This window comes from Methylobacterium oryzae (assembly GCF_036441375.1).
GTDB lineage: Bacteria > Pseudomonadota > Alphaproteobacteria > Rhizobiales > Beijerinckiaceae > Methylobacterium > Methylobacterium oryzae_A.
The window spans coordinates 93,723-115,795 of record NZ_MLCA01000001.1 but is presented as its reverse complement, the minus strand read 5'-3'; the positions used below and the strand labels follow the sequence as shown (position 1 = coordinate 115,795).

19 protein-coding genes and 2 riboswitches are annotated in these 22,073 nt (G+C 73.5%); of the genes, 10 read left to right on the top strand and 9 right to left on the bottom strand.

The window, feature by feature from the left end; translation table 11 throughout:
- Positions 1–21: 21 nt before the first annotated feature.
- Positions 22–651, top strand: a complete 630-nt coding sequence (locus MOTC310_RS00545; RefSeq protein WP_331300441.1) for a hypothetical protein — start codon at positions 22–24, stop codon at positions 649–651.
- 186 nt (positions 652–837) lie between these two features.
- A complete protein-coding gene (locus MOTC310_RS00540) occupies positions 838–1,053 on the top strand; it encodes a hypothetical protein (protein ID WP_331294406.1) in 216 nt (71 codons plus the stop codon).
- 735 nt (positions 1,054–1,788) lie between these two features.
- Here the strand turns inward: MOTC310_RS00540 and MOTC310_RS00535 are convergent.
- From MOTC310_RS00535 to MOTC310_RS00515, 5 genes are all read right to left on the bottom strand, one after another.
- The gene (locus MOTC310_RS00535) at positions 1,789–3,369 is read right to left on the bottom strand and encodes a SulP family inorganic anion transporter (RefSeq protein WP_331300440.1); all 1,581 of its coding nucleotides are present in this window, start codon (positions 3,367–3,369) and stop codon (positions 1,789–1,791) included.
- 2 nt (positions 3,370–3,371) lie between these two features.
- On the bottom strand, positions 3,372–4,049 hold the full coding sequence (locus MOTC310_RS00530) for a carbonic anhydrase (protein WP_012318536.1): 678 nt from the start codon (positions 4,047–4,049) through the stop codon (positions 3,372–3,374).
- Between the two features lie 173 nt (positions 4,050–4,222).
- Complete coding sequence (locus MOTC310_RS00525; RefSeq protein WP_331300439.1) at positions 4,223–4,558, bottom strand: hypothetical protein; 336 nt, start codon at positions 4,556–4,558, stop codon at positions 4,223–4,225.
- A 66-nt stretch (positions 4,559–4,624) separates the two neighbouring features.
- Positions 4,625–6,316: a sensor histidine kinase gene (locus MOTC310_RS00520; RefSeq protein ID WP_473753790.1), complete on the bottom strand. Its 1,692-nt coding sequence runs from the start codon at positions 6,314–6,316 to the stop codon at positions 4,625–4,627.
- Positions 6,317–7,244: 928 nt separating this feature from the next.
- Entirely contained in the window at positions 7,245–8,111 is an 867-nt protein-coding gene (locus tag MOTC310_RS00515; protein WP_331300437.1) for an alpha/beta hydrolase, read from the bottom strand.
- Between the two features lie 581 nt (positions 8,112–8,692).
- Here MOTC310_RS00515 and argE point away from each other — a divergent pair.
- Complete coding sequence (gene argE, locus MOTC310_RS00510) at positions 8,693–9,925, top strand: acetylornithine deacetylase (RefSeq protein ID WP_331300436.1); 1,233 nt, start codon at positions 8,693–8,695, stop codon at positions 9,923–9,925.
- A gap of 61 nt (positions 9,926–9,986) precedes the next feature.
- Here the strand turns inward: argE and MOTC310_RS00505 are convergent, their stop codons facing one another.
- Positions 9,987–10,784, bottom strand: a complete 798-nt coding sequence (locus tag MOTC310_RS00505; protein ID WP_331300435.1) for a glycosyltransferase family 2 protein — start codon at positions 10,782–10,784, stop codon at positions 9,987–9,989.
- Between the two features lie 460 nt (positions 10,785–11,244).
- On the opposite strand from MOTC310_RS00505, the gene MOTC310_RS00500 reads away from it, so the two are divergent.
- A complete protein-coding gene (locus tag MOTC310_RS00500) occupies positions 11,245–11,718 on the top strand; it encodes a DoxX family protein (protein WP_331300434.1) in 474 nt (157 codons plus the stop codon).
- Between the two features lie 22 nt (positions 11,719–11,740).
- On the opposite strand, the gene MOTC310_RS00495 is transcribed toward MOTC310_RS00500, so the two are convergent.
- From MOTC310_RS00495 to MOTC310_RS00485, 3 genes are all read right to left on the bottom strand, one after another.
- Complete coding sequence (locus MOTC310_RS00495) at positions 11,741–12,346, bottom strand: glutathione S-transferase (protein WP_331300433.1); 606 nt, start codon at positions 12,344–12,346, stop codon at positions 11,741–11,743.
- Positions 12,347–12,442: 96 nt separating this feature from the next.
- Positions 12,443–12,694 carry a hypothetical protein gene (locus MOTC310_RS00490; protein WP_331294414.1) on the bottom strand — a complete coding sequence of 84 codons (252 nt, stop codon included), beginning with the start codon at positions 12,692–12,694 and terminating at the stop codon, positions 12,443–12,445.
- A gap of 190 nt (positions 12,695–12,884) precedes the next feature.
- Positions 12,885–13,220: a hypothetical protein gene (locus tag MOTC310_RS00485; RefSeq protein WP_331294415.1), complete on the bottom strand. Its 336-nt coding sequence runs from the start codon at positions 13,218–13,220 to the stop codon at positions 12,885–12,887.
- A 179-nt stretch (positions 13,221–13,399) separates the two neighbouring features.
- A riboswitch (glycine riboswitch) is annotated at positions 13,400–13,502 on the top strand.
- 3 nt (positions 13,503–13,505) lie between these two features.
- A riboswitch (glycine riboswitch) is annotated at positions 13,506–13,615 on the top strand.
- A gap of 65 nt (positions 13,616–13,680) precedes the next feature.
- Between MOTC310_RS00485 and MOTC310_RS00480 the strand changes: the two genes are divergently transcribed.
- From MOTC310_RS00480 to MOTC310_RS00455, 6 genes are all read left to right on the top strand, one after another.
- Positions 13,681–14,943, top strand: coding sequence for a D-amino acid dehydrogenase (locus MOTC310_RS00480; RefSeq protein ID WP_331300432.1), 1,263 nt, complete (start codon positions 13,681–13,683; stop codon positions 14,941–14,943).
- Between the two features lie 203 nt (positions 14,944–15,146).
- Positions 15,147–16,286 (top strand): pyridoxal-phosphate dependent enzyme, encoded by a 1,140-nt coding sequence (locus tag MOTC310_RS00475; RefSeq protein WP_331300431.1) that lies wholly within the window; start codon positions 15,147–15,149, stop codon positions 16,284–16,286.
- Between the two features lie 42 nt (positions 16,287–16,328).
- Positions 16,329–17,450, top strand: coding sequence for a DSD1 family PLP-dependent enzyme (locus MOTC310_RS00470; protein ID WP_331294417.1), 1,122 nt, complete (start codon positions 16,329–16,331; stop codon positions 17,448–17,450).
- Positions 17,451–17,591: 141 nt separating this feature from the next.
- A complete protein-coding gene (locus tag MOTC310_RS00465; protein ID WP_331300430.1) occupies positions 17,592–18,530 on the top strand; it encodes an ornithine cyclodeaminase family protein in 939 nt (312 codons plus the stop codon).
- Between the two features lie 43 nt (positions 18,531–18,573).
- The gene (gene cobF, locus MOTC310_RS00460) at positions 18,574–19,362 is read left to right on the top strand and encodes a precorrin-6A synthase (deacetylating) (protein WP_331300429.1); all 789 of its coding nucleotides are present in this window, start codon (positions 18,574–18,576) and stop codon (positions 19,360–19,362) included.
- A gap of 9 nt (positions 19,363–19,371) precedes the next feature.
- On the top strand, positions 19,372–21,078 hold the full coding sequence (locus MOTC310_RS00455) for a DEAD/DEAH box helicase (RefSeq protein WP_331300428.1): 1,707 nt from the start codon (positions 19,372–19,374) through the stop codon (positions 21,076–21,078).
- Positions 21,079–22,073 lie beyond the last annotated feature (995 nt).

The window sequence follows — 22,073 nt, the reverse complement described above, 5'->3', positions numbered from 1 at the left end:
TTCGATCGGAAGGAACATCACGTGGCCCTGTCGGAATGTGAGATCGCGACCCGGCTCGCCGCGCTGCGACGCCAGCGCGAGGCGCTCGATCGGGAGATCGCCGATCTCGTCCTCTACCAGGAGCTCGGTCGCCGCCTGGCTGCCGGCGGATCCGACCCGCGGCCGGATCCGGTCCCGGATCCCGATCCCCCAGTGGTGATTCGCGGTGACCCGGCCTCCGACCCGGCGCCGCGCCAGCACAGCGTTCCGGAAGTCCGGTCCGGACCGGTTGTGGACGCGAAGGGCGCGCCCCGCGGAAGATTGGCGGCGGAGGCCGGTCCGGCGGTGCGGTCGGCAATGTCCCCCAATCCCGCCGGCGGTGCCGGCCCGATCCCGCCGGCAATCGCTTTCACGGAGGACGCCGCCGGCGCCCGCCGCTACGGCCGGGCCGTGGTGCAGGCGGCCTGCGCGGCGATCGCGCGGGCGGGCCGGCCGCTGCACGCGGCCGAGATCCTGGCCGTGCTCGCCGGGCAGGGCTTCACCCTGCCCGGCCGGGATCCGGTCGCGGCCCTCAACACGCGCCTGTGGAAGCGGTCGGGGCCGGGCGGGCCCCTGAACCGGGTCGCCGAGGCCACCTACGCCCTGGCATCGCCGGGGCCGGACCCCGCCTGACAGGCGCCGGTCGCGAGGACGGTCGCGAAGACGTGACGCCGGACCCCGCCGCCGTCTCCCCATAGTGGCCGCGCGCCGGGGCCGGCGATCTGCTGGGTCTCCCGCGGGCCGGAAGGCCGCGGCGTCTCGGCCGGGAGGACGTGCCATGGACAGGATCGGCCGTGATCGGATGACCGGGAGGGCGCGATGAGCGCGGCGATCGTCGCGCCGGTCACGCAGCTCTGCGCCTTCTTGCTCGGCTGCGCGCTGATCCACGCCGCCCGCGCCCACGCGGATCTGATCACGCGGCTGCTCACCGTCGCGGCGGTCGGCGCGGCCGTGCTGGTGCTCCTCGTCGCCTCCCTCGACGTCGCGCCGGACGGCGGAACCTTCGACGAGGTCACGGTCTACTCGGCCTCCTGATCCGGCTGCCGGGTCCCGCAGGGGTCGGCGGAGCCGGTCGGCCCGCTCAATTGACCAGGCAGAAGCCCTGACCGGTGCCGACCCGCCGCTCCTGCGCGCACCAGGGCTTGGACGCGGTCGCGGGGGCCTTCAGGCTGGCGGTCGTCTGCGCGGTGTCGGCGGTGCTGCGGAGGGTGAGGCCGCCGAGGGGCGTCCGGCCGGGCTCGGGCCGGAGCGCGGCCTGATCGGGGCCGGCCTCCNGTCCGGCGCCGGGAGCGCGGGGCCCGCCGCCGCCTGCACCGTGTCGGGCGGGCTCAGGGTCGCGAGGCTGGGCATGTCCTGCGCCGCCGCGGCGCCGCACAGGACCAGGCAGGCGGCCGGGGCCGCGAGGAACCTGATCATCGACGAAGCTCCTGACGAGAACCATTCTGCCGGCCCGGCCCGCCAGGGCCGCGGGAGCCGTGCCGCGGAGTCTGGCCTTCCGCGCGTTAAAGGGGCGCGAAGATTCAAGATTAACCGGTTTTGAAGATCGCCGGGTCCCCGGTGCGGGACGGCCTTGACGACCCGCGCGGCGGGGGAGGCCCGGTGACCGGGCATTGAAGCGGCGCGCTGAAGCGGCGCGGAGCCGCTCCCGACCGCGCCGGCAACGGGAACGGCTCCGGGCCGTGATGCCGGGGCCTGGCCCGAGATATGGCGCGCGCCCGCCGCCGGACCGACCTCATCTCCGGCGGAGGGCGCTCGGGGTTCTCGGGGTTCTCAGTGAGCCGGGGCCGCCACCGCGGCGGCGAGCCGGTCGTGCGGCACGCCCGAGCCGCCGACCACCGCGATCCGGCTGCCGGTGGCGCTGCGCCGGCTCGCCCAGTCGCCGATCATCTCCAGGCAGGTGTGGTCGATGGCCGCGAGGTTGTCGGTGGCGAGGCGGACCTCGCCGCCGGCGGGGGTGCGCTCCAGGGCCGCGGTGAGGCTCGGCAGCTGCAGGAAGGTCGCCGCCCCCGACAGGCGCAGCTCCGGCACGCCCGGCACCTCGGTCGCCGCCGCGTGCTCGATCCGGAGCCGGCCCTTGCGCAGGCTCGGCAGGGCCTGGAGCAGGCTCAGGGCGAGGCCGGTGAGCACCCCGCTGAGCAGGTCCACCGCCACCACGGTGGCCATCGTGGCGAGCCAGATCGCCGCGGTCAGCCAGCCGTAGCGGGCCTGCAGGTGCAGGGCGTGGGCCGGGCTCGCCAGCCGCCAGCCGGTGACCACCAGGATGCCGGCGAGGCTCGCGGTCGGCACCAGGGCCAGCAGCCAGGGCAGCGCGAGCAGGAAGGCCAGGATCCAGGTCCCGTGCATCACCGTGGCGGCGCGGCTCACGGCGCCCGCCTGGACGTTGGCCGAGGAGCGCACGATCACCCCGGTCATCGGCAGCGCGCCGACGAGCCCGCAGATCAGGTTGCCGATGCCCTGCGCGCCGAGTTCCCGGTTGAACTGGGTGCGGGGGCCGTCGTGCATCCGGTCGACGGCGGCCGCCGAGAGCAGGCTCTCGGCGCTGGCGATCACCGCGATGACCAGGGCCATGATCAGGATCTCGGCCTCGGCGAGGCGCGCCCAGGACTCGGCGGCCGGCAGGGCGAGGCCGGAGAACAGCGCCTCCGGCACCGCCACGCGCTTGACGGCGAGATCCCCGAGCCCCGCCACGAGGCTGCCCGCCAGCACGCCGATGAGCGCCCCGGGCAGGAGCCGGAGACGCGCCGGGCGCAGCCGCTCCCAGGCGATCATCGCCGCGATGGTGATCCCGCCGACGATCACGGCCCCGGTGCGGTCGCCCGTGCCGGTGACGAAGTTGAAGAACGCGGCCGGGATCGCCACGAGATTGTCGAGGCCGCTCGCCCGGGGGAGGGCGTCGGTCAGGACGTGGATCTGGGCCAGCACGATCAGGATCCCGATGCCGGCCAGCATGCCGTGCACCACGGCCGGCGAGATCGCCCGGAACCAGCCGCCGACCCGCAGGGCGCCGGCGGCGAGCTGGACGAGGCCGGCCACCACCAGGACGGGGCCCAGGGCGTCGAGCCCGTGCGCCTGCACGAACCCGTAGACGATCACGGCGAGCCCGGCGGCGGGCCCGCTGACCTGGAGCGGCGAGCCGGCGAGGAGGCCGACCACGATGCCGCCGACGATGCCGGTGATGAGGCCGCGTTCCGGCGGCACGCCGGACGCGATGGCGATGCCCATGCACAGGGGCAGCGCCACCAGGAAGACCACCACGGAGGCGGGCAGGTCCCGGGCAAGGCTCGCCCGGACGGCGCCGCCCGGGGCGAGGGCGCTCTGCAGGGTCGTGGTCAGGCGGCCGGGGTGGCGCATGGTCAGGCCGCCTGCAGGCGGCTGCTGGCGGAGGAATCCTGCGCCACGGGCATGTCGGCCCCGGCGATCGGCCGGAAGCGCCCGCTCGCGCCGTCATAGGCCAGCAGGGCACCGGTCTCGATCTCGAAGAACCAGCCGTGCAGCCGCAGGGAGCCCTTGGCCAGGGCGGCGGCGACGCTCGGATGGGTGCGCAGGTTGGCGAGCTGGACCACCACGTTCTCCAGGGCCAGGGCGTGGTGGCGGGCCTGCGCGTCCATCCCCTCCGGATAGGCCTCGCAGACGATCCGCTCGGCGGCCTCGGCGTGGCGCAACCAGGCGGCGACGCTGGGCATCCGCTTGAGCAGGTCCCGGTTCATCAGCCCCTTCATGGCGCCGCAATCCGAGTGGCCGCAGACCACGATGTCGCGCACGCCGAGGGCCACCACGGCGTACTCGATCGCCGAGGATACGCCGCCGACCACGTCGGAGGCCGGGGGCACGATGTTGCCGGCGTTGCGGCAGACGAACAGGTCTCCGGGCCCGGCCTGGGTGATGTGCTCGGGCGAGACCCGGGAATCCGCGCAGGCGATGATCAGCGCGCTCGGGTGCTGACCGTCGCGCACCAGCTGCTGGTACATCTGCCGCTGGCCGGGAAAGACGCTGCCCTGGAAGCTGGCGATGCCCTGGATGATGTTGTTCATGAAGGGGTCCCTGAGGCTGGGAGAACCGGAAGGCGAGACGGGGGAGGGCGATGCGCCGGACCGCGCCCGCCGGACGGCGGCGCGGGACGGGAGCGCGGAGCGGTGTTCGGTCGGGTCGGGGCCGCCCGGCCGGCGGGGCCGGGCGGTGGGTCCCGGGATCGGAGTCCGAAGTCTCAGCGCCGGACCCGGCGGCGCTCCGCGGTTCCGGAGGCCCAGTGCGGGTCGACGACCCGGCCGCGCGCCACGCTGGCCCCGGCCCTGTCGTGAACCATCGGCGCCCCGAGGAGCTGACCGGACCCGGAGCGCTGCGAGTGCAGCGAGCGCGGGTCGTGGTAGGGATCGGTGATGTAGGAGCTCATATGGCCGCCGCCGGCGGCCTGACGGCTCCCGCCGCCGCCCTCGCCCGCCTGCGCCGCCAGGGGCGCGACGAGGATTCCGGTCAGGAGGGCGAGGCCGAAGGCGGAGCCGGCCGTCCGGCCGCGAACCGGGAGATGTCGGGACTGGGTCATGGCGTTTCCTCGCTGTTCGACCTGTGGCACGGGACACCGCATCCCTGCCGATAAGTCGACCCTAGTCTACATTCTCGGAATAGCGTGTGCGTATCGGCACATTACATCGATGAAATCTTTAATCCTCGGCGCGTGTACTACCGTGTGCGTCCGCGCACGTCTTTGCTTCAACTTGAAATCGGGATCGGGATTAAAGGGAGATCTGGCTTCGACGGCGCGGAGCGTGTCCCGCCGGCGCGCGGGACCGCGGCCGCGGTCCGGCAGCGGAGGGGCGCGCTGTCGGTGAGGCCGGAACGATGGTCGCCCGGGCCGGGGCGGGATCAGGCCCGTCCGGCGTGCGGACGCNCTCGTCGGCATGACGCCGGCATCGCACGCCGAGAGCATGGCGGCGCTGGAACGCGAGATGAGCGAACTGGCCGGACAGCAAGACGCGATGGCAGCAGGGTACGCGGAGGCCCTCCATGGCTGACCGGCGTATCTACCCTGACGACGCGGCCGAGCGGCTGAAGAAGCACGCGGGCCAGCCCTACCGGCCGAGCAACGGCTCCGAGGGTGAGTACTTCGCGGCAGGGGATTGGCCGCCACGTAGACGAGGCCGCCGGCCTCGTAGGCGAGGCTGGCGGTCCTGCCTCCGGCGAAGCCCCGCTCGAGCAGGCGGGTGCCGAACCCCTTCCGCGACGGCGAGACGACCGGCGGGCCGCCGCACTCGCGCCAGGTCAGCCGCAGGGTCTCGGCGTCGGGGCCGGCCTCCACGGTCCAGGCCAGCGCGGCCCGCCCGCCCGGAACCGACAGGGCGCCGTGCTTGACCGCGTTGGTGCACAATTCGTGCAGGATCATCGTGAGCGCCAGCGCGCCCTCGGGCGGCAGCCGCAGGTCGGGGCCGTCCAGGGTGATGCGCGGCGTGTTCGCACCCAGAATGTCCCGGTCCGAAATCTCCCGACCGGAAGAATCCCGGTTCGACGGATCGCCGCCCGCGGGGTCCGCACCCAGGAAGGGCCGCACCGCCTGGGCGGCGACGCCGCGCAGATCCGCGCTCGCCCAGCTCTCGCGGGTCAGGATGTCGTGGGCCCGCGACAGGGCGAGGAGCCGCGCCTCGAAGGCGTCGCGCCCGGCCGCCGCGCCGCCGCCGAGGTTCTTCAGGCTCTGCGCCGCCATCGCCTGCACGGTGGCGAGGGTGTTCTTCACCCGGTGATTGAGTTCATCGATCAGCAGCCGGTGGGTCTCCGCGCGCCGGGCCCGCTCGTCCGCCGCCGCCGCCAGGGCGTCGGCGATCGTCGCGCCCTCGCGCACGAAGGAGCGGGGCAGCGGCGGCAGCGGTTGATCGCGGCCCAGGGTCTCGGCAGCGACCGCCAGATCCAGCAGGGGGCGGGCGATCAGGCCGGCCAGCAGCCACGCGAGCAGCGCCGCCGCGAGCGCCACCGCGCTGCCCGCCGCCAGGATGCCCCCGCGCAGGGCCGCCACCGAGGTCAGGGCCCGGTCGGCCGTCTGCCGCACCACGACCTGCCAGCCGAGGCCCGGATAGTCGCGGTGGCCGCCCGTGGACGCGCGGGCGCTGAGATACACGGCGCCGTCCGGCCAGGGCCCGACCCGGCTCGTGCCCTCCGGATCGAGGGGCCGGTCGCCGACCAGGACCGACCGGGGCAGGGGGGCGCCCTGCAGGGCGGGCGGACCGAGGAGCACGGTGCCGTCATGGGACAGGATCAGGATCTCGGCACCCTGGCGGTGGCCCCGGAGGCCGCCCTCGAGGATGCGTGCCATGTCGCGCGCCCAGGTCCAGTCGAGATGGGCGGCCAGCACCCCCAGGACGCGGCCGTCCGGCGCCCGGACCGGTGCCGCGACGTCGAGGAGCCGCAGGGGCTCGCGCGCCGCCGCGCGCGCGGCGGCCTCGTCCGCGGGCATCAGCGCCTCGAGCAGCTTGGCCGGGTGCACGTCGCCCACGTAGGGGCCCGCGCGGCCGCCGCGGAAATAATCGCGGCCGGAGACGTCCGCGCCCTCCAGGGCGCCGGTGCTGGTCACGGAGACGCGCCCGTCGGCGTCGATCAGCCCGATGATCGAATAGGCCGGGTAGGTCGCCTGGAGCCGCTCCATCGCGGCGCGCTTGGCGGCCGTTCCGGTCCCGGGATCGCGCAGACTGTCCGAGGCGGCCGCGATCTGGATGTCGCGCCAGCGCTCGAACATCCCGATATCGAGGCCCCGGGCCATCTGACCGGCGATCTCGACGAGCTGGCCGCCGACCTCCGCCTCGAGCCGCCGGGTCGCCTCCCAGCTCACCGAGGCGGCGAGTGCCAGGGTCGTCAGGAAGCCGAGCGTGCCGAAACCCAGGGCCAGCACGACGCGCAGCCGCGGCGTGCCCCATCCGCCACGCCATCCGCCACGGTGGCCGGCCCGGTCCGCGGGGTCGACGCAGGGCGCCACCACAGGGGTTTCCGATCGCGCGACCGCTTGCATCCGATCTCCCCGGGATCGGCCGGCTCCCGATGGGGGAGATCGTGCCCGCGATCCCGTCTCAGCACGGGCGGCAGGCCTCAGCAAGACGGGAACGGGCCTCGGCGATGCAGAATTTCTATCGGGAGTTGCAAATCTGCACGCGGTCATCCCCCGTCGTTCAGGGGGCGGTCCAGCATGCCGGCCGCGATCTCGTCCGGGATGCCGTCCGGAATGCGGTCGCGGACGCCGTCGAGGGCTCTCAGCCCTCGAGCAGGGCATGGGCCGCCCGGACCAGGAGCCCGCCCGGCCTTCGCAGGGCGTCGAGCACCGAGAAGTGCTCGGCCCCGGGGACCGGCAGCAGGGGCCCCGGAGCATGGGCCGCCGCTCGGAGGGCGTGCAGGTTGCGGGCGTCGTGGATCAGCGCCGGCAATTCGCGGGAGCCGTAGGCGATGCAGAGCGGCTTCGCCACCACCGGACAGCGCAGGGGCGACAGGGTCTCGATCTCGCGGTCCGTGAGGCTCAGCTTGGCGTCCAGGTAGGTCTGGCGGATCGGTGCGAGGTCGTAGACGCCGGAGATCGCCAGACCCGCCGCCACCACCGGATGGCCGAGCTGCATCGCGGTGAGCAGCCCGCCCGCCGACCAGCCCGACAGGACCAGGGGGCCGCGGATCCCGTGCGCGGCCCCGTGGGCGGCGAGCCAGTCGAGGGCCGCGCCGATCTCCGCCACGATCCGGGCGAGGTTCGCCTCCGGCGCCAGGGTGTAGCCGACCATCGCCACGGACCAGCCGGCGGCGTTCGGGCCCTGCGCGAAGCAGGCGAACAGCTCCCGGGCGCCGCGCTGCCAGTAGCCGCCGTGGATGAAGACCAGACAGGGCGCCGCCGCGTCCCGCGCCGGGTAGAGGTCGAGGGCGTTGCGGGCGCCGGGGCCGTAGCGCACGTCGAGGCCGGCCGGATGCGCCGCCCGGTAGGCGGCCGAGGCCGCGTCCCGGGCAGCGACCTGGGCGGCGCTGTCGGCCACCGCGCGGGTGTTGTCGTAGCAGGCGTCCCGCGTCTCCTGCGCGAGGGTGCCCCAGTGGCGGCGCGGATCCGCGGGGGTCGGATCGTCCAGGCGGAACTCCAGCACCATCGTGTCCGTCTCGGGCCGCTTCGGTCGCCCCCACCATGGCAGGCGGCCGGGCCCGGGTCGAGGCGGTTCAGAAGCCGGGCGCGGCACCCGGGACGGTGCCGCCGTAGCCCCAGCCCGTGAACGGCGGCGCCGCGACCCGCTCGCGCGTCGCCGGGGCGACCATGCGGGCGAGGGGCCGGGGCTGCTGCCAGACCCGCCAGCGCGGCCGGTCGGTCGCGCGCCGCCATGCGGGCGAGGGTCAGGTCCATGTCGGAGGCCGCGCGGTGATGCGGTCGCCCGGCAGGGGAACTGGCCCGCGGGCGGGCCGCGGCCGGGGCGGCCAGCAGCAGGGCCGTCGGCAGGAGGGCGGCGAGGATCGGGGCGGGACCGGGACGCATGGTCGGGGCTCCGGGACGGGCGACCTGAGGGGGCTTCACCGACGGCTACGCCCGAACGCCGCCCCGGTTCCGGGGCGCCGCCGGCCGGGCCGGGCATTGCCCGGGATCCCGGAAGCGCCGAAAACCCGTAGGACTCCGCGCGCCCTCGAGACCGATTCGCGCGGGTCGGCACGCCAGCCGCGACCCAGCCACGACATGGGATCCATGACAGAGCCCGCACAGACCGCCACGCCGCGCCCCGGCACGCCCGATCCGGCGGCGCTGCTCGCCACGCTCGTCGCCTTCGACACGGTGAGCGCCCGCTCGAACCTGCCGCTGATCGACTGGGCGGAGGCCTATTGCCGCGACCACGGCGCCGCCGTGGAGCGGGTGCCGGATCCGACAGGCCGCAAGGCGGCGCTGCTGGTCAGCGTCGGGCCGTTCGAGAACCGCCCGGGCTACGTGCTGTCCGGCCACAGCGACGTGGTGCCGACCGACGGCCAGCCCTGGTCGTCAGACCCGTTCGCCCTGCGGGAGGCGGGCGGGCGGCTCTACGGGCGCGGCACCTCCGACATGAAGGGGTTCCTCGCGGTCTGCCTCGCGCTCCTGCCCGAGATGGTCGCGGCGGAGCTCGCCACCCCGATCCACCTCGCGATCTCGTACGACGAGGAGGTCGGGTGTCTCGGCGTGCGCCCGCTGATCGCGCGGATGCTCGAGCGCGGGCCGCGGCCGCTCGGCTGTTTCGTCGGCGAGCCCACCGGGATGGACGTGGTGGTCGGCCACAAGGGCAAGGCGGCCGCCCGCCTCACCTTCCGCGGCAAGGCCAGCCACTCGGCCCTGGCGCCCCAGGGAGTCAACGCGGTGGAATACGCCGCCCGGTTCATCGAGCATGTCCGCCTGTCCGCGGAGGCGATCGCCCGGGACGGGGCCCGCGACCCGCTCTACGACGTGCCCCACACCACCGGCCTGTCGAGCGTGGTCCGGGGCGGATCGGCGCTCAACATCGTGCCCGACACCTGCAGCGTCGAGTTCGAGTACCGGGCGATCGGCGCGGACGACGCCGCGGCGCTGGCGGCCTCCGCGATCGCCTACGCCACGGGGACGCTGGCCTCGCTGATGCGGGCCGGCGATCCGGCCTGCGGCGTCGATGTCGAGCCGCTGATCGACTATCCGGGCCTCGACACCGATCCGGAGGCCGAGATCGTGACCCTGACCAAGCGCCTCGCCGGCCGCAACGGCCACGCCAAGGTCTCGTACGGCACGGAGGGCGGGCTGTTCGAGCGGCTCGGCGGCGTGCCGGCCGTGGTGATCGGGCCCGGCTCGATCGCGCGCGCCCACAGGGCGGACGAGTACGTCACCCGGGACGAACTCGAGGCCTGCGCGGGCTTCGTGCGGCGGCTGATCCGCACCTGCATGGCCGGCTCCGCGTCGGCGTCCCAGGGGGCGCTTCCAGGCTGAACCGGCATCCGCGTCGGTCGCGCGCTTCCGGTCCGCGGAGCGTCCGCTGCGGGGCGCGATCTCACCAGGGGATGCGGCCGAAGCGGTCGATCAGCCGCCGGTACTCGGCTTCGCTCTCGGCCCTCGAGGTGCCGCCCTGGCCGACAGCCGAGGTTCCGGAACCCGGATGCACGAGGCGGCACACCAGCGGCAGGACGAAGCCGTGGCGCGCGAGCTGCACGTTGGGTCCACCGAGCTGAAGGACGTTGGCCAGCCAGGGGCGGACCTGGATCGCGTCCTGCAGCGTGACGGGCGCCGTCGCCTCGACGAGGTGGGCGCGGCGCAGGCCGGTCTCGGCGAGGCGGCCGAGCCACTCGTTGTCGTAGTGCCACTTCGCGGCCGGGCTGATCGCGCCGACCTGCGCGAAGGTGGTCCGCCGCATCAGCCAGCCCGACGGCGTCGCGAAGTCGTTGATCCGCACCACCTCGCCGGCCTCGTCCGTCTCGAGCTGGGTCGAGGAGACGAAATCGAAGCTGTCCAGGGCGCGGAGCGCGACACCGAGATAGGGCGGCAGCCAGTGGTCGTCGTCCTCGAGGAAGCCGACCAGGTCCCAGCTCGCATCGACGGCGCGGAGGGCGGCGTTCAGCGCGGGGATCTGTCCCCTGTGCTCGCCGCGCGCGAAGGTGATCTGCGGGTGCCCGGCGAGCCGCGCCGGGATCTCGATCCCGGGATCGGTCCCGACGAAGAAGTGGATCGTGGCCGGCCTGTCGAGTTCCTGGGCGTTGGCGCTCTCGATCGCGTGTTCCAGGAAGTACTGGCCGGATTTTCCGGCCAGGGTCGAGGGCTTGAGCCTCGACGGCGTGATGATTACAATACGCATGTTCAATACTCGCAGATTTATTGACGGCGTTTATGGAATAATTCTGCCGGAATACGCCATGACATTCCTGATCGCCGCGCGCCGATCGAGGATCGTATTGAGAAAGCGAGTGCTTAAGGGAAGTGGCGTGTCAAGGTGCGAACGGATGATTCGATTTGCTTAGAGAAATATTTCATAATACGGGTCGAATGTAATATAAATCTGGATACATAGTCCGTTGAGGGGCTGGTCTGGGATATTCGAAATTTTCGTCGATCGGTCATTTGCGCCAAGACGCTTGAACCGCTGTTGCCCAGATGCCACCCTTCGGTCGAAGAAGCGCGGTGATCCGGCCTGGACAGCCCCTTCCGGAAGGGCGGCATCGGCGCGTGGCCGAGGAAACCTTTGCGCCGCTCGCGGCTTGGATCAGCGCCTTGGATCAGCGGCCTGAACCGGGCCGGGTGGGGAGACCGTTCAGCGCATGGCCAGCCTCAGCGTCGCGATCGCGTTCGGCGTCCGCCTGCTCCTCGTGCTGCTGTTCCTGCCGTTCAGCGCCCTCGACAAGATCCTGAACTTCAGGGGCGCGGTCGGGCAGGCGCGCGAGGCCGTGCACGCCACCGCACCCGCGGTGGCGCTGATCCTGATCGGGCTCTGCGTCGAGATCGGGATGTCGCTCTGCATCCTGACCGGGATCGCCGACCGGGCCGCCGCCTTCGTGCTGGCCGGCTATTGCGGGGTGACGGCTCTGCTGTGGAAGCAGTTCTGGGTGCCGGAGGATTTCTGGGCCGGGGGCAAGGGCCGCGAGCTGTTCTGGGACTTCCTGAAGAACTTCGCGCTGGCAGGCGGCTTCCTGCTCATCACCTTCGGCACCGGCGCCGGGACGGTTCAGGACTTCCTCGCCGATCCGCTCGGATCGACCCATCCCTACGCGATCGTCGACCGGGCCCGGCCGTAGCGGGGCCCGGTCGAGCGGGGCCTCAGCCCTTCGGCACGGTGGTTTCCATGGAGGGGCGGCGCGCGAAATCCGCGTACCAGGCCGCGACCGCCGGGCGGCCCTCCCGCCAGGCGAGATCGGGGAAGCGCAGATCCAGGTAGCCGAGCGCGCAGCCGAGCGCCACCGTGCCGATATCCAGCGCCGGCATCCCGCCGACCAGGCTCTCGAACCGGTCCAGCGCCGCGCGGATCTTGCCGACCTGGCCGGCCTCCCAGGCGTCCCAGCGCTGGGGCTCGGGACGGAGCACCCGCTCGTAGCGGGTGAGCAGCGCCGCATCGAGCAGGCCGTCGGCGAGCGCCTGCCGGGTCAGCGCGTCCCAGCGGGCGGAGCCCTCGGGGAACAGGCGCGGCCCGGACGAGAGGCTGTCGAGATACTCGCAGATCACCCGGCTGTCGTAGAGGGCGGTGCCGTCCTCCAGCACCAGGGCGGGGATCTTGCCCAGCGGGTTGTGGGCTGCGACCTCCGCGGAGGGGCCGGTCGGCGAGGCCCCCGCGACGGTGACGGCGATCCGCTCGATCAGTCCCGTCTCGTGGGCGAGGACCAGCACCTTGCGGGCATAGGGGGAGGCGGGGGAGTAGAGGAGCTTCATCGGACCGTCCCGGTTGGTCTTAGGCGCCGTGATCGCGGCGCCGGGACCTTGCACCGATGCCGCGGGGAATCCAGTCCCCGGCGCCCCGCCGGAGGCTCAGACCTTCCGGGTCATCCTGGAGCCGGCATGGACCACCCGGCTCCGGCTCGGGCTCGGGCGCCGCGCCCGCATCCGCGAGCGCCAGACGAGGATGGCGCTCGCCACCCGATCGAGGGCGAGCATGCACAGGCTGCCGACGATGGCGAGCACGCAGGCGGCCCCGATCAGGACGCCCCAGATCCCGGGGGCCGGGATGATCATCAGGCACAGGAGACCGAAGACGGCCGCGCCAGGAATCCACTTCGCCATCGCGCCGTCCGCCTGAACAAGAAGGGTGTCGCTCGGGCACAACCTGCACCGAGACCCTTAAGAGGGTCGGATGGACTGCTGTGTAGGCGGACGATTATATCTTCAGCAGATAAAAATCCGTCGATTTAGGTTTATATGCGGTAAATACGGCAGCGAATGCGGGCGGTGATTGCAGCCCCGCGACCGGATCCTAATCCAGCAGCGACAAGGTCCGTCCGGCGCTGACCAGATGGTAGAAGCGGCCGTCGAACATCTGCATCACCGCCTCGGTGGCGGCGTGCGATTCCGGGCGTATCGGCGAGGCGAGGCAGGCATCGAGCGCCGCCTGATCGGGGAAGTCCATCTCCAGGATCATGGCGATCGGCCGGGCGTCGTCGTCCTTGGAGACGAGGCGCTGGACCCGCACGGCGGTGACGCCCGGGAAGCGCCGCCAGAACGGCTCCAGCTCGTCCCGGACCCGGCGGAAGAATTCCTCCTCCCGGCCGTCGCGCACCGTACCCTCGTAGATCGCGGTCCTGGTCAGCATCGGCCGTCTCCCTGAATCCCCGGTCAAACCGCCGGGTCAACCGCCGACCGCCGGGATCGCTCCCGGCCGCGATCGGGCCCGGCGGTGACAACGCGCACCGGCTGTCGGCGGAATCGGCCGCTGGCGGGACGGGCGGCCTTCTCCCCCGCGGCCGATCGGCGTATCCCGGGACAGCCCATCGCGACGATGCGGGAGAGACCGGGATCTTCCCAGCAGAGGGGACCCGGCGCCGACGGAGCAACCGCCCCGGAAACTCTCAGGCACCGGAACCGTGTCGTCAGGGCGATCTGGAGAGCGGTGCAGCGGGTGGAGCCCGTGGGCACCCGCCGAAGGGGACGTCCGCGCTTCGCCTCGCCAGGGCGGGTCGGATCAAGCTCTCAGGCACCGGGACAGATGGGGCGCGCAACCGGCCGACCGCTCGCGGACGGCCTCCACGCGTCCAGTCCCGGAGTCCAAGCCCATGACCCACATCGCCGTGATCGGCGCCGGCATCACCGGCGTGACGACCGCCTACGCGCTCGCGCAGCGCGGCTACCGCGTCACCGTCCTCGACCGGCAGCGCTACGCCGCCATGGAGACCTCCTTCGCCAATGGCGGCCAGCTCTCGGCCTGCAACGCCGAGGTCTGGAACAAGCTCTCCACGGTGATGCAGGGCCTGCGCTGGATGCTGCGCCGGGACGCGCCGCTGCTGATGAATCCCAAGCCCTCCTGGCACAAGCTGTCGTGGATGGCCGAGTTCGTCCGCGAGATCGCCCATTACCGGGAGAACACCGTGGAGACGGTGCGGCTGGCCCTGAAGGCCCGCGAGGCCCTGTTCGCCATGGCCGAGGCCGAGGGGATCGAGTTCGACCTGAAGACCCGCGGCATCCTGCACTTCTACCGGGACCGGGCGAGCTTCGAGAAGGCCACGGCCGTCAACGCCCTGCTGCGGGTGGGCGGCCTGGAGCGCTACGCCGTGACCCCGGAGGAGATCCGCGCGATCGAGCCGACGCTCGCCGGGACCTATCACGGCGGCTTCTTCACGCCCTCGGACGCCACCGGCGACATCCACAAGTTCACCCGCGGCCTCGCTTCCGCCTGCGCGCGCAAGGGCGTCCGCTTCGTCCAGGACGCCAGCGTCGAGACGATCGCGCCGGGGGAGGGGGGCCACGCGGTCCGCTGGCGTGACGCGGGCCGGCCGGCCGGCGCCGCGCAGGTCCTGCGGGCCGACGCGGTGGTGATCTGCGCGGGCTGCGCCAGCCGCCACTTCGCGGCTTTGCTCGGGGACCGGGTCAACGTCTACCCGGTGAAGGGCTACTCGATCACCGTGAACCTGCTGACCCCGGAGGCGCAGGCGGCGGCGCCGGAGGTGAGCATCCTCGACGAGGCGGCCAAGATCGTCACCAGCCGCCTCGGCGACGAGCGCCTGCGGGTCGCCGGCACCGCCGAGTTCAACGGCTTCAACCGCGACATCCGCCACGACCGGATCCAGCCGCTGGTCGACTGGACCCGGGAGCAGTTCCCGCGCGTCGACACCGACCGGGTGGTGGCCTGGAGCGGCCTGCGACCGATGCTGCCGAACATGCTGCCCAAGGTCGGCCGCGGGCATCTGCCGGGCGTCTTCTACAACACCGGGCATGGCCATCTCGGCTGGACCCTCTCGGGCGCCACCGCCGAGCTCGTCGCCGGGGCGATCGCCGCCGAGCACGCCCCGGAACCGACCATCCTGCCGCTCGCGGCCTGAGAGGTCCGGGGTTCCCGAAGGGCCGAGGCCCTTCGGCGGGGTGTTGGGGCGGAGCCCTGACGCGGCGGGCTCCGCCCGTCTCGGCCCGCACCGGCCGGTCTCGGCCCGGATTTCGGCGCGCCGTCCTCGCCCCGAGAAGGGAGGCGCGCCGACCAAGATTATTTTGTATTATCTTCCCGAACCGCCCCGGAAACCGAGCCGCGATGCCTCCGTCCGCCGCCTATCTCGACCCCGCCACCGGCGCGACCTACCCGATCGAGACGCCCCGCTGGCGCTCGGAGACGGGCGGTCCGCTGATGATCACGGACCTGCCGGGGATCGGGCGGGCGGAGATCGACGCGGGGGAGCGCTCCCTCTGGCGCTACGCCGCGGCCCTGCCGGTGACGGTGGCCGACCCCGTGACCCTCGGCGAGGGCTGCACCCCGCTGGTGCGCCGGCCCTGGCGGGGCGGCCGCGCCCATTTCAAGCTCGAGTGGTTCGCGCCCTCGGGCAGCTTCAAGGACCGGGGCGCGTCCGTGATGCTGTCGATTCTGCGCCAGCAGGGGGTCGACGCGGTGCTGGAGGATTCCTCCGGGAACGGCGGCGCCGCGGTGGCGACCTACGCGGCGGCCGCCGGGATGCGGGCCAGGATCCTGGTCCCGGCCTCGACCTCGCCGGCCAAGACCGTGCAGATGCGCGCCGCCGGCGCCGAGGTCGCGCTGATCCCCGGCACCCGCCAGGACACGGCCGACGCGGCCGTCGCCCAAGCGGAGTCGATCTTCTACGCCAGCCACAATTGGCAGGCCCATTTCCTCCAGGGCACCAAGACGCTGGCCTACGAGCTGTGGGAGGATCTGGGTTTCACCGCGCCCGACGCCGTGATCATCCCGTGCGGGGCCGGCAGCAACATCCTCGGCTGCGATATCGGCTTCTCGGAGCTGCTGCGCCGGGGGGAGATCGCCCGCCTGCCGCGGCTCTACGCGGTCCAGCCGGCCCACTGCGCCCCCCTGCACGCGGGTTTCGAGGCCGGCGCCGCGGATTTCGTGCCGGTCACCCCGCGCCCGACGCTGGCCGAGGGCGCCTCGATCGCCCGGCCGGTGCGCGGCCCGGCGGTGCTGGCGGCGCTGCGCCGGTCCGGCGGCGGCACCGTGGCGGTCTCCGAGGAATCCATCGAGGCGGCCCTGATGGAGCTCGCCCGGTCGGGCCTCTACGTCGAGCCGACCTGCGCCATGGCGGCGGCCGCGCTCACCGACCTCACCGCAAGCGGCGCGATCCGGCCCGAGGAGACCACCGTGGTGGTGCTCACCGGCACCGGCATCAAGGCGACGCCGCGCATCGCCGAGCTTCTGGGCCTCGCCCCGTGACGCGGGCCCGCTGACACCACCAGCCGATCAGGAGGACACACCATGCGCAACAACATTCCCGCCACCGTCGGGATGCCGGTCGAGGAGGTCGACACCCCCTGCCTGCTGGTCGACCTCGACGCCCTCGAGCGCAACGTCGACAAGCTCGGCCGCTTCATGAAGGAGCACGGCCTGCGCCACCGGGCGCACGCCAAGACCCACAAGTCGTCCGACATCACAGTCCTGCAGATCGAGCGGGGCGGGGCCTGCGGCGTCTGCTGCCAGAAGGTCAGCGAGGCCGAGGCGCTGGTGAGCGCCGGCATCCGCGACGTGCTGGTCTCCAACCAGGTGGTGGCGCCGAAGAAGATCGAGCGCCTCGCGGCGCTCGCCACCCGGGCGCGGGTGCTGGTCTGCGTCGACGACCTCGGCAACGTCGACGACCTCTCGGCGGCGGCGGTCAAGTACGGCGTCACCCTCGAATGCCTCGTGGAGATCGACGTCGGCGCCGGCCGCTGCGGCGTCGCGCCGGGCGAGCCCGCGGTGGCGATCGCGAAGAGGATCGCGGCGGCGCCGGGCCTCAGCTTCGCGGGCCTGCAGGCCTACCAGGGTAAGGCCCAGCACGTGCGCGACTACGGCGAGCGCCAGGCCCTGATCCAGACGGCGATCGACGAGACGCGGCGCACCGTCGACCTGCTGAAGGCAGCGGGCCTCGACTGCGCCATCGTGGCGGGGGCCGGCACCGGCAGCTTCGCCATGGAGGGCGGCAGCGGCGTCTACAACGAGCTGCAATGCGGCTCCTACGTCTTCATGGACGCGGATTACCAGCGGGTGAAGGACGCGGACGGGCGGCCGATCGCGGAGTTCGAGAACAGCCTGTTCATCTACACGGCGATCATGAGCAAGGCGAAGGCGGACGTCGCGATCTGCGACGCCGGCCTGAAGGCGCAGAGCATCGACAGCGGCCTGCCGGTGGTCTTCGGCCGGGACGACGTGGAGTACATCAAGTGCTCGGACGAGCACGGGGTGATCAGCGATCCCGGCAACGTGCTGAAGCTCAACGAGCGCCTGAAGCTGATCCCCGGCCATTGCGACCCGACGGTCAACGTCTACGACTGGTATGTCGGCGTCCGGAACGGCCGCGTCGAGGCGATCTGGCCGGTCACCGCCCGCGGCATGACCCTGTAGGGGGTCCCGAAGGGCTGAAGCCCTTCGGCGGGGTGTCGGGGCGCGCCCCGACATCGGGCTCCGCCCGAGGGCAGGGCTCTGCCCTGCGCCCGCAGAAGGTCTCGACCTTTTGAAACCATGACTTGGGAGGTCCCTGAATCCATGCGCTTCATCTCTGAGGAGCAATCCGCCGCCCTGGTCGATCACGCCATGGCGTTCGACGCGGCTCGCGAGGCGCTGATCGCCGCGGTGGCGGCGGGCACCACCCTGTTCCCGGCGGTGCTCGGCCACGGCTCGGAGCCGGCCAACCGGTTCTCGATCAAGTCGGGCTCGACGGCGGACTATGCCGGCCTGAAGGTCGGCTCGTTCTGGCCCGGCAACCCGGACCGGGGCCTGCCGCGGCACAATTCGGTGATCCTGCTGTTCGACCAGGCTGTCGGCCGGGTCGACACGGTGATCGAGGCGGGCCGCGTCAACGCCTACCGGACCGCCGCCGCCGACGCGGTGGCGGCGAGCGTCCTGGCGCGGCCGGATTCCGCGGTGCTCGCCGTGTTCGGGGCCGGCAACCAGGCGGAGTTCGAGTGCGCGGCGCTCGCCCGGGTCCTGCCGATCCGGACGGTGCTGGTGGTCGCCCGGGACGCCGCCAAGGTCGCGGGCTTCGCCGAGCGCCTGGCTGGGCAGGGGGCCTCGGGGGTCGCGGTGCGGGCGGCCTCCGCCCAGGAGGCCTGCGCGGCCGCCGACGTGATCGTCACGGCGACGCCCGCCCGGGCCCCGCTGTTCGAGGCCGATTGGGTCCGTCCCGGCACGCACGTCGCCGCCATGGGCGCGGACGCGAAGGGCAAGCAGGAGCTGCCCCCGGCCCTGCTGGAGCGGGCGGCCCTGTTCTGCGATCTGCCGGAGCAGTCGCGCACCATCGGCGAGTTCCAGCACGCCTCCGCGCAGGCTCAAGGAGGCCTTACGGCGCTCGGCGACGTGCTGCGGAGCGGGGAGGGGGGTCGCGCGCATCCGGATGCGATCACCGTGTTCGATTCCTCCGGCATCGCCCTGCAGGACCTGACCATAGCCCGGGCGATCCTCGCCAAAGCCGACGCGCGCTTGTAGGGGAGGGCCGGCGCCGGCCCTCCCCGCCCCGGCGGAGGACGGCATGCAGGACAGGCAGATCCGGGTCATCGGCATCGGCACGGGCGATCCCGAGCACCTGACCCTCCAGGCGGTGCGGGCGCTCGCCGACGTCGACGCGGTGTTCGTCCTCGACAAGCGCGCCGAGACCGCCGACCTCGTCGAGATCCGCCGCCGGATCTGCGCGGCCCATATCCGGAAACCCCACCGGGTCGTCACGGTCGAGGACCCGCCCCGGGAGCGCCGCCCGGCCGATTACGGCCGCACCGTCGAGGCCTGGCACGCGGCCCGGGCCGAGCGGCTGGAGGAGGCCTTCGCGGCCCATCTCGGGGCCGGGGAGGTGGGGGCGATCCTGGCCTGGGGGGACCCGGCCCTCTACGACAGCGTCCTGCGCATCCTCGACCACATCCTGGCCCGCGGACGCGTGCCGTTCCGGCGCCGCGTCGTGCCCGGTCTGTCCAGCGTCCAGGTCCTCGCTGCCCGCCACGGCGTGCCGCTGAACGGCATCGGCGGGTCGGTGCTGATCACCACCGGTCGGCGCCTCGCGGCCGGCTGGCCGGCGGAGGCGGACAGCGTCGTGGTGATGCTCGACGGCGACCCGGCCTTCGCGCATCTCGACCCGGACCTGACGATCTACTGGGGCGCCTATCTCGGCAGCCCGGACGAGATCCTGGTCTCCGGCCGGCTGGGCGATACGGGCGACGAGATCCGCCGGGTCCGCGCCGAGGCCCGGGCCCGGCACGGCTGGATCATGGACATCTACCTGCTGCGGCGTGACCGCGCCGCCACGGACAGGGCCGGCGCGGCCGGCTAGACCGCCGCCATGCTGCGCCTGCGGGACTACCAGCGCGCCAGCCTCGACGCGCTCTCGGCCGCCTGGGTGCGGGGAGGGGCGGCCGAGGCGGCGCCCGGCCACCTGATCGTGCTGCCCACCGGCGCCGGCAAGGCGCTCGTGATCGCGGCCCTCGCCCGGGAGACCCTGGCGGAAAACCCCCTCGCCCGGGTGGCGATCGTCACCCACAGCCGCGAGCTGGTCGCCCAGAATTTCTCCGAGTTGACCCGCGCCTGGCCGGAGGCGCCGGCCGGGATCTTCTCGGCCGGGCTCCGGCGGCGGGAGGGTGGGGCGCAGGTGCTGGTCTGCGGCATCCAGTCGGTGGCCGACCGGCTCGACGCGATCGGCCCGCGCGACCTCGTGATCGTCGACGAGGCCCACCTGATCCCCCGCGCCGCCGACACCCGCTACGGCCGGTTCCTGGCGGGCCTGCGCGCGCGGACCCCGGGGCTGCGGGTGGCGGGCTTCACCGCGACGCCCTACCGGCTCGATTCGGGCCGCCTCGACGCGGGCGAGCACCGGCTGTTCTCCGGCATCGCCTACGAGGCCGACACGTTCACGCTGATCCGGCGCGGCTTCCTGGCGCCCCTCGTCTCCAAGGCGACGCTGACCCAGCTCGACGTCTCGGGCGTGGGCCGGCGCGGGGGCGACTACATCCCGAGCGAGCTGGAGGCGGCGGTCAACCGCGACTGGATCACCCGGGCGGCGGTCGCGGAGCTCGCGGAGTACGGGCGCGCCCGCCGGGCCTGGCTCGCCTTCTGCGCCGGCCTCGCCCACGCGGAGGCCGTGCGCGACGCGGTGCGGGCGGAAGGGTATTCCTGCGAGACCGTCTCGGGCGAGACCCCGCGCCGGGAGCGCGACCGGATCGTGGCGGCGTTCCGGGCCGGACAGATCCGCTGCCTGACCTCGGTGGGCGTGCTCGGCACCGGCTTCAACGTGCCCGAGGTCGATCTGGTGGCGCTGCTGCGCCCGACCCGCAGCACCGGGCTCTACGTGCAGCAGGTCGGTCGGGCGCTCCGCTGCGCGCCCGGCAAGGCCGACGCGCTGATCCTCGATTATGCCGGTCTGGTGCGGATGCACGGGCCCGTGGACGCCGTGACGGTCCGGAGCGCCACCCAGGGATTGGGCGGGGCAGGGGCCTCGCGCGCCAAGCCCTGCCCCGGCTGCGGCGCCCTGATCGCGCTGAACGCCTCCACCTGCGAGGCGTGCTGGACCGAGCCGGAGGCGGACGCGGACGCCGAGGCGCCGCACGAGGCCGCCGCCGACGACGAGCTGGCGATCCTCTCGGCCGACCCCGGATCGCCCGGTCCCGAACCGGCGGGCCCTGCCCCGGCGGAGACCGGCTGGCACGAGGCCGCCTGGCATCCGGTCACGGCCCTGAATCTGGAGGCCGCGCCGGACGGGCTCGACCTCGTCCTCGGCTGGCGGGACGGCCCCGCCGAGGCGGCGTGGCGCGTTCGCCTGCGGCCCGAGCGCAGCGGCTACGAGCGGGAGAAGGCCGTGTCCTGGTGGCGCGGCCTCGGCGGCGGCCGGGACGCGCCGATGAGCGCCGCGGAATTCCTGGAGCGCGCCGCGCTCCTGGCCCGGCCGGCATCGATCCGGATCCGGCCCGGCCGGCTGTCGGAGCATATCGACTGCCGGACGCGGGACGGCCGGATCCTCGGCGACGTGCGCCGCCTGGCCGGCCGTGCCGCGTGAGGCCGCGCGCTCGGGACGAGCCGCCGCGGGGAGGGGGCTCGGACCGCCCTCGCCCGGTTCGGAAGCCGTCGCGGAAACTGCCCAGCCGGACGGCGGCCCAAGGCCGCCCGGCCCGGATCCGAAGGCGGCACGAAGCGGGATCTCTCCAGGATCGCCTGCTGGCGGCCCAACCGGCATACCACCCCTCACCCGATCTGATTCACCCATTGCATTCCATAATATATCTTATGCGAACTAAGGGGGGGTGTTCGTGGGAGGACGATCATCGGGTGGTCGGGCCATCGAGGCGGGACAACGCCGGCGATCGAGCCGGGGGCCAAGCCTGTAGGGATGGGTGGCCGCTCGCGACGCCGCTGGGCATGCCGGGCTTCGCCCTCTGGCCGCTGCGCGCCCGGTGTCGCTGGCGCGGCGAGGCAGGCCGGCGGGACCGCGTTCACTGAAGGCGCGCTGGCCTGACCCGCTGACGACAGGCGCGGTGACGAAGAGGCCGATGGCCGCGCAGTCGGACGCTCCCGGGCAGGGCGCTCGGGTCAGGAGCAAGGCCCCTCCCCGCGGCTCACGGACGGAGACGACATCCGGCCGATCGCTGTCGGCGCTGCCCTGGCCCGCTGCGCGTCGTTTGCGACGGCCGCAGGAGCGGCGGTCAGATCCTCCGCGCGCGAACCCGACGGCGGCGATCTCCGAGGCGGGGCGGCCCTGTCCGCGCGGGCGAGGGCGTCAGCGCCCCGGCCTGGGCGCACCGGAGCCCCTGCCCTGCCAGACGGCTCCCGACCCGGATGGCTGGACCCGATGCGGCGCCGGTCGGGCCCCGACGGGCCCACGTCGCCGGCTGCCGGGCTCGTCCCCACGGCCCTGCGGAATGGTCGGCGCGAGAAGCCCCGCAGGTCTCCAGGGGCGCGTGCCGGGCGGGACGGGACACCGGCATCTCCCGGACCCCGTCGCGAGCCTGCTTGCCGGGCGCAGGCTGACCCTGAACCTCACCCGCGATGCCGCGC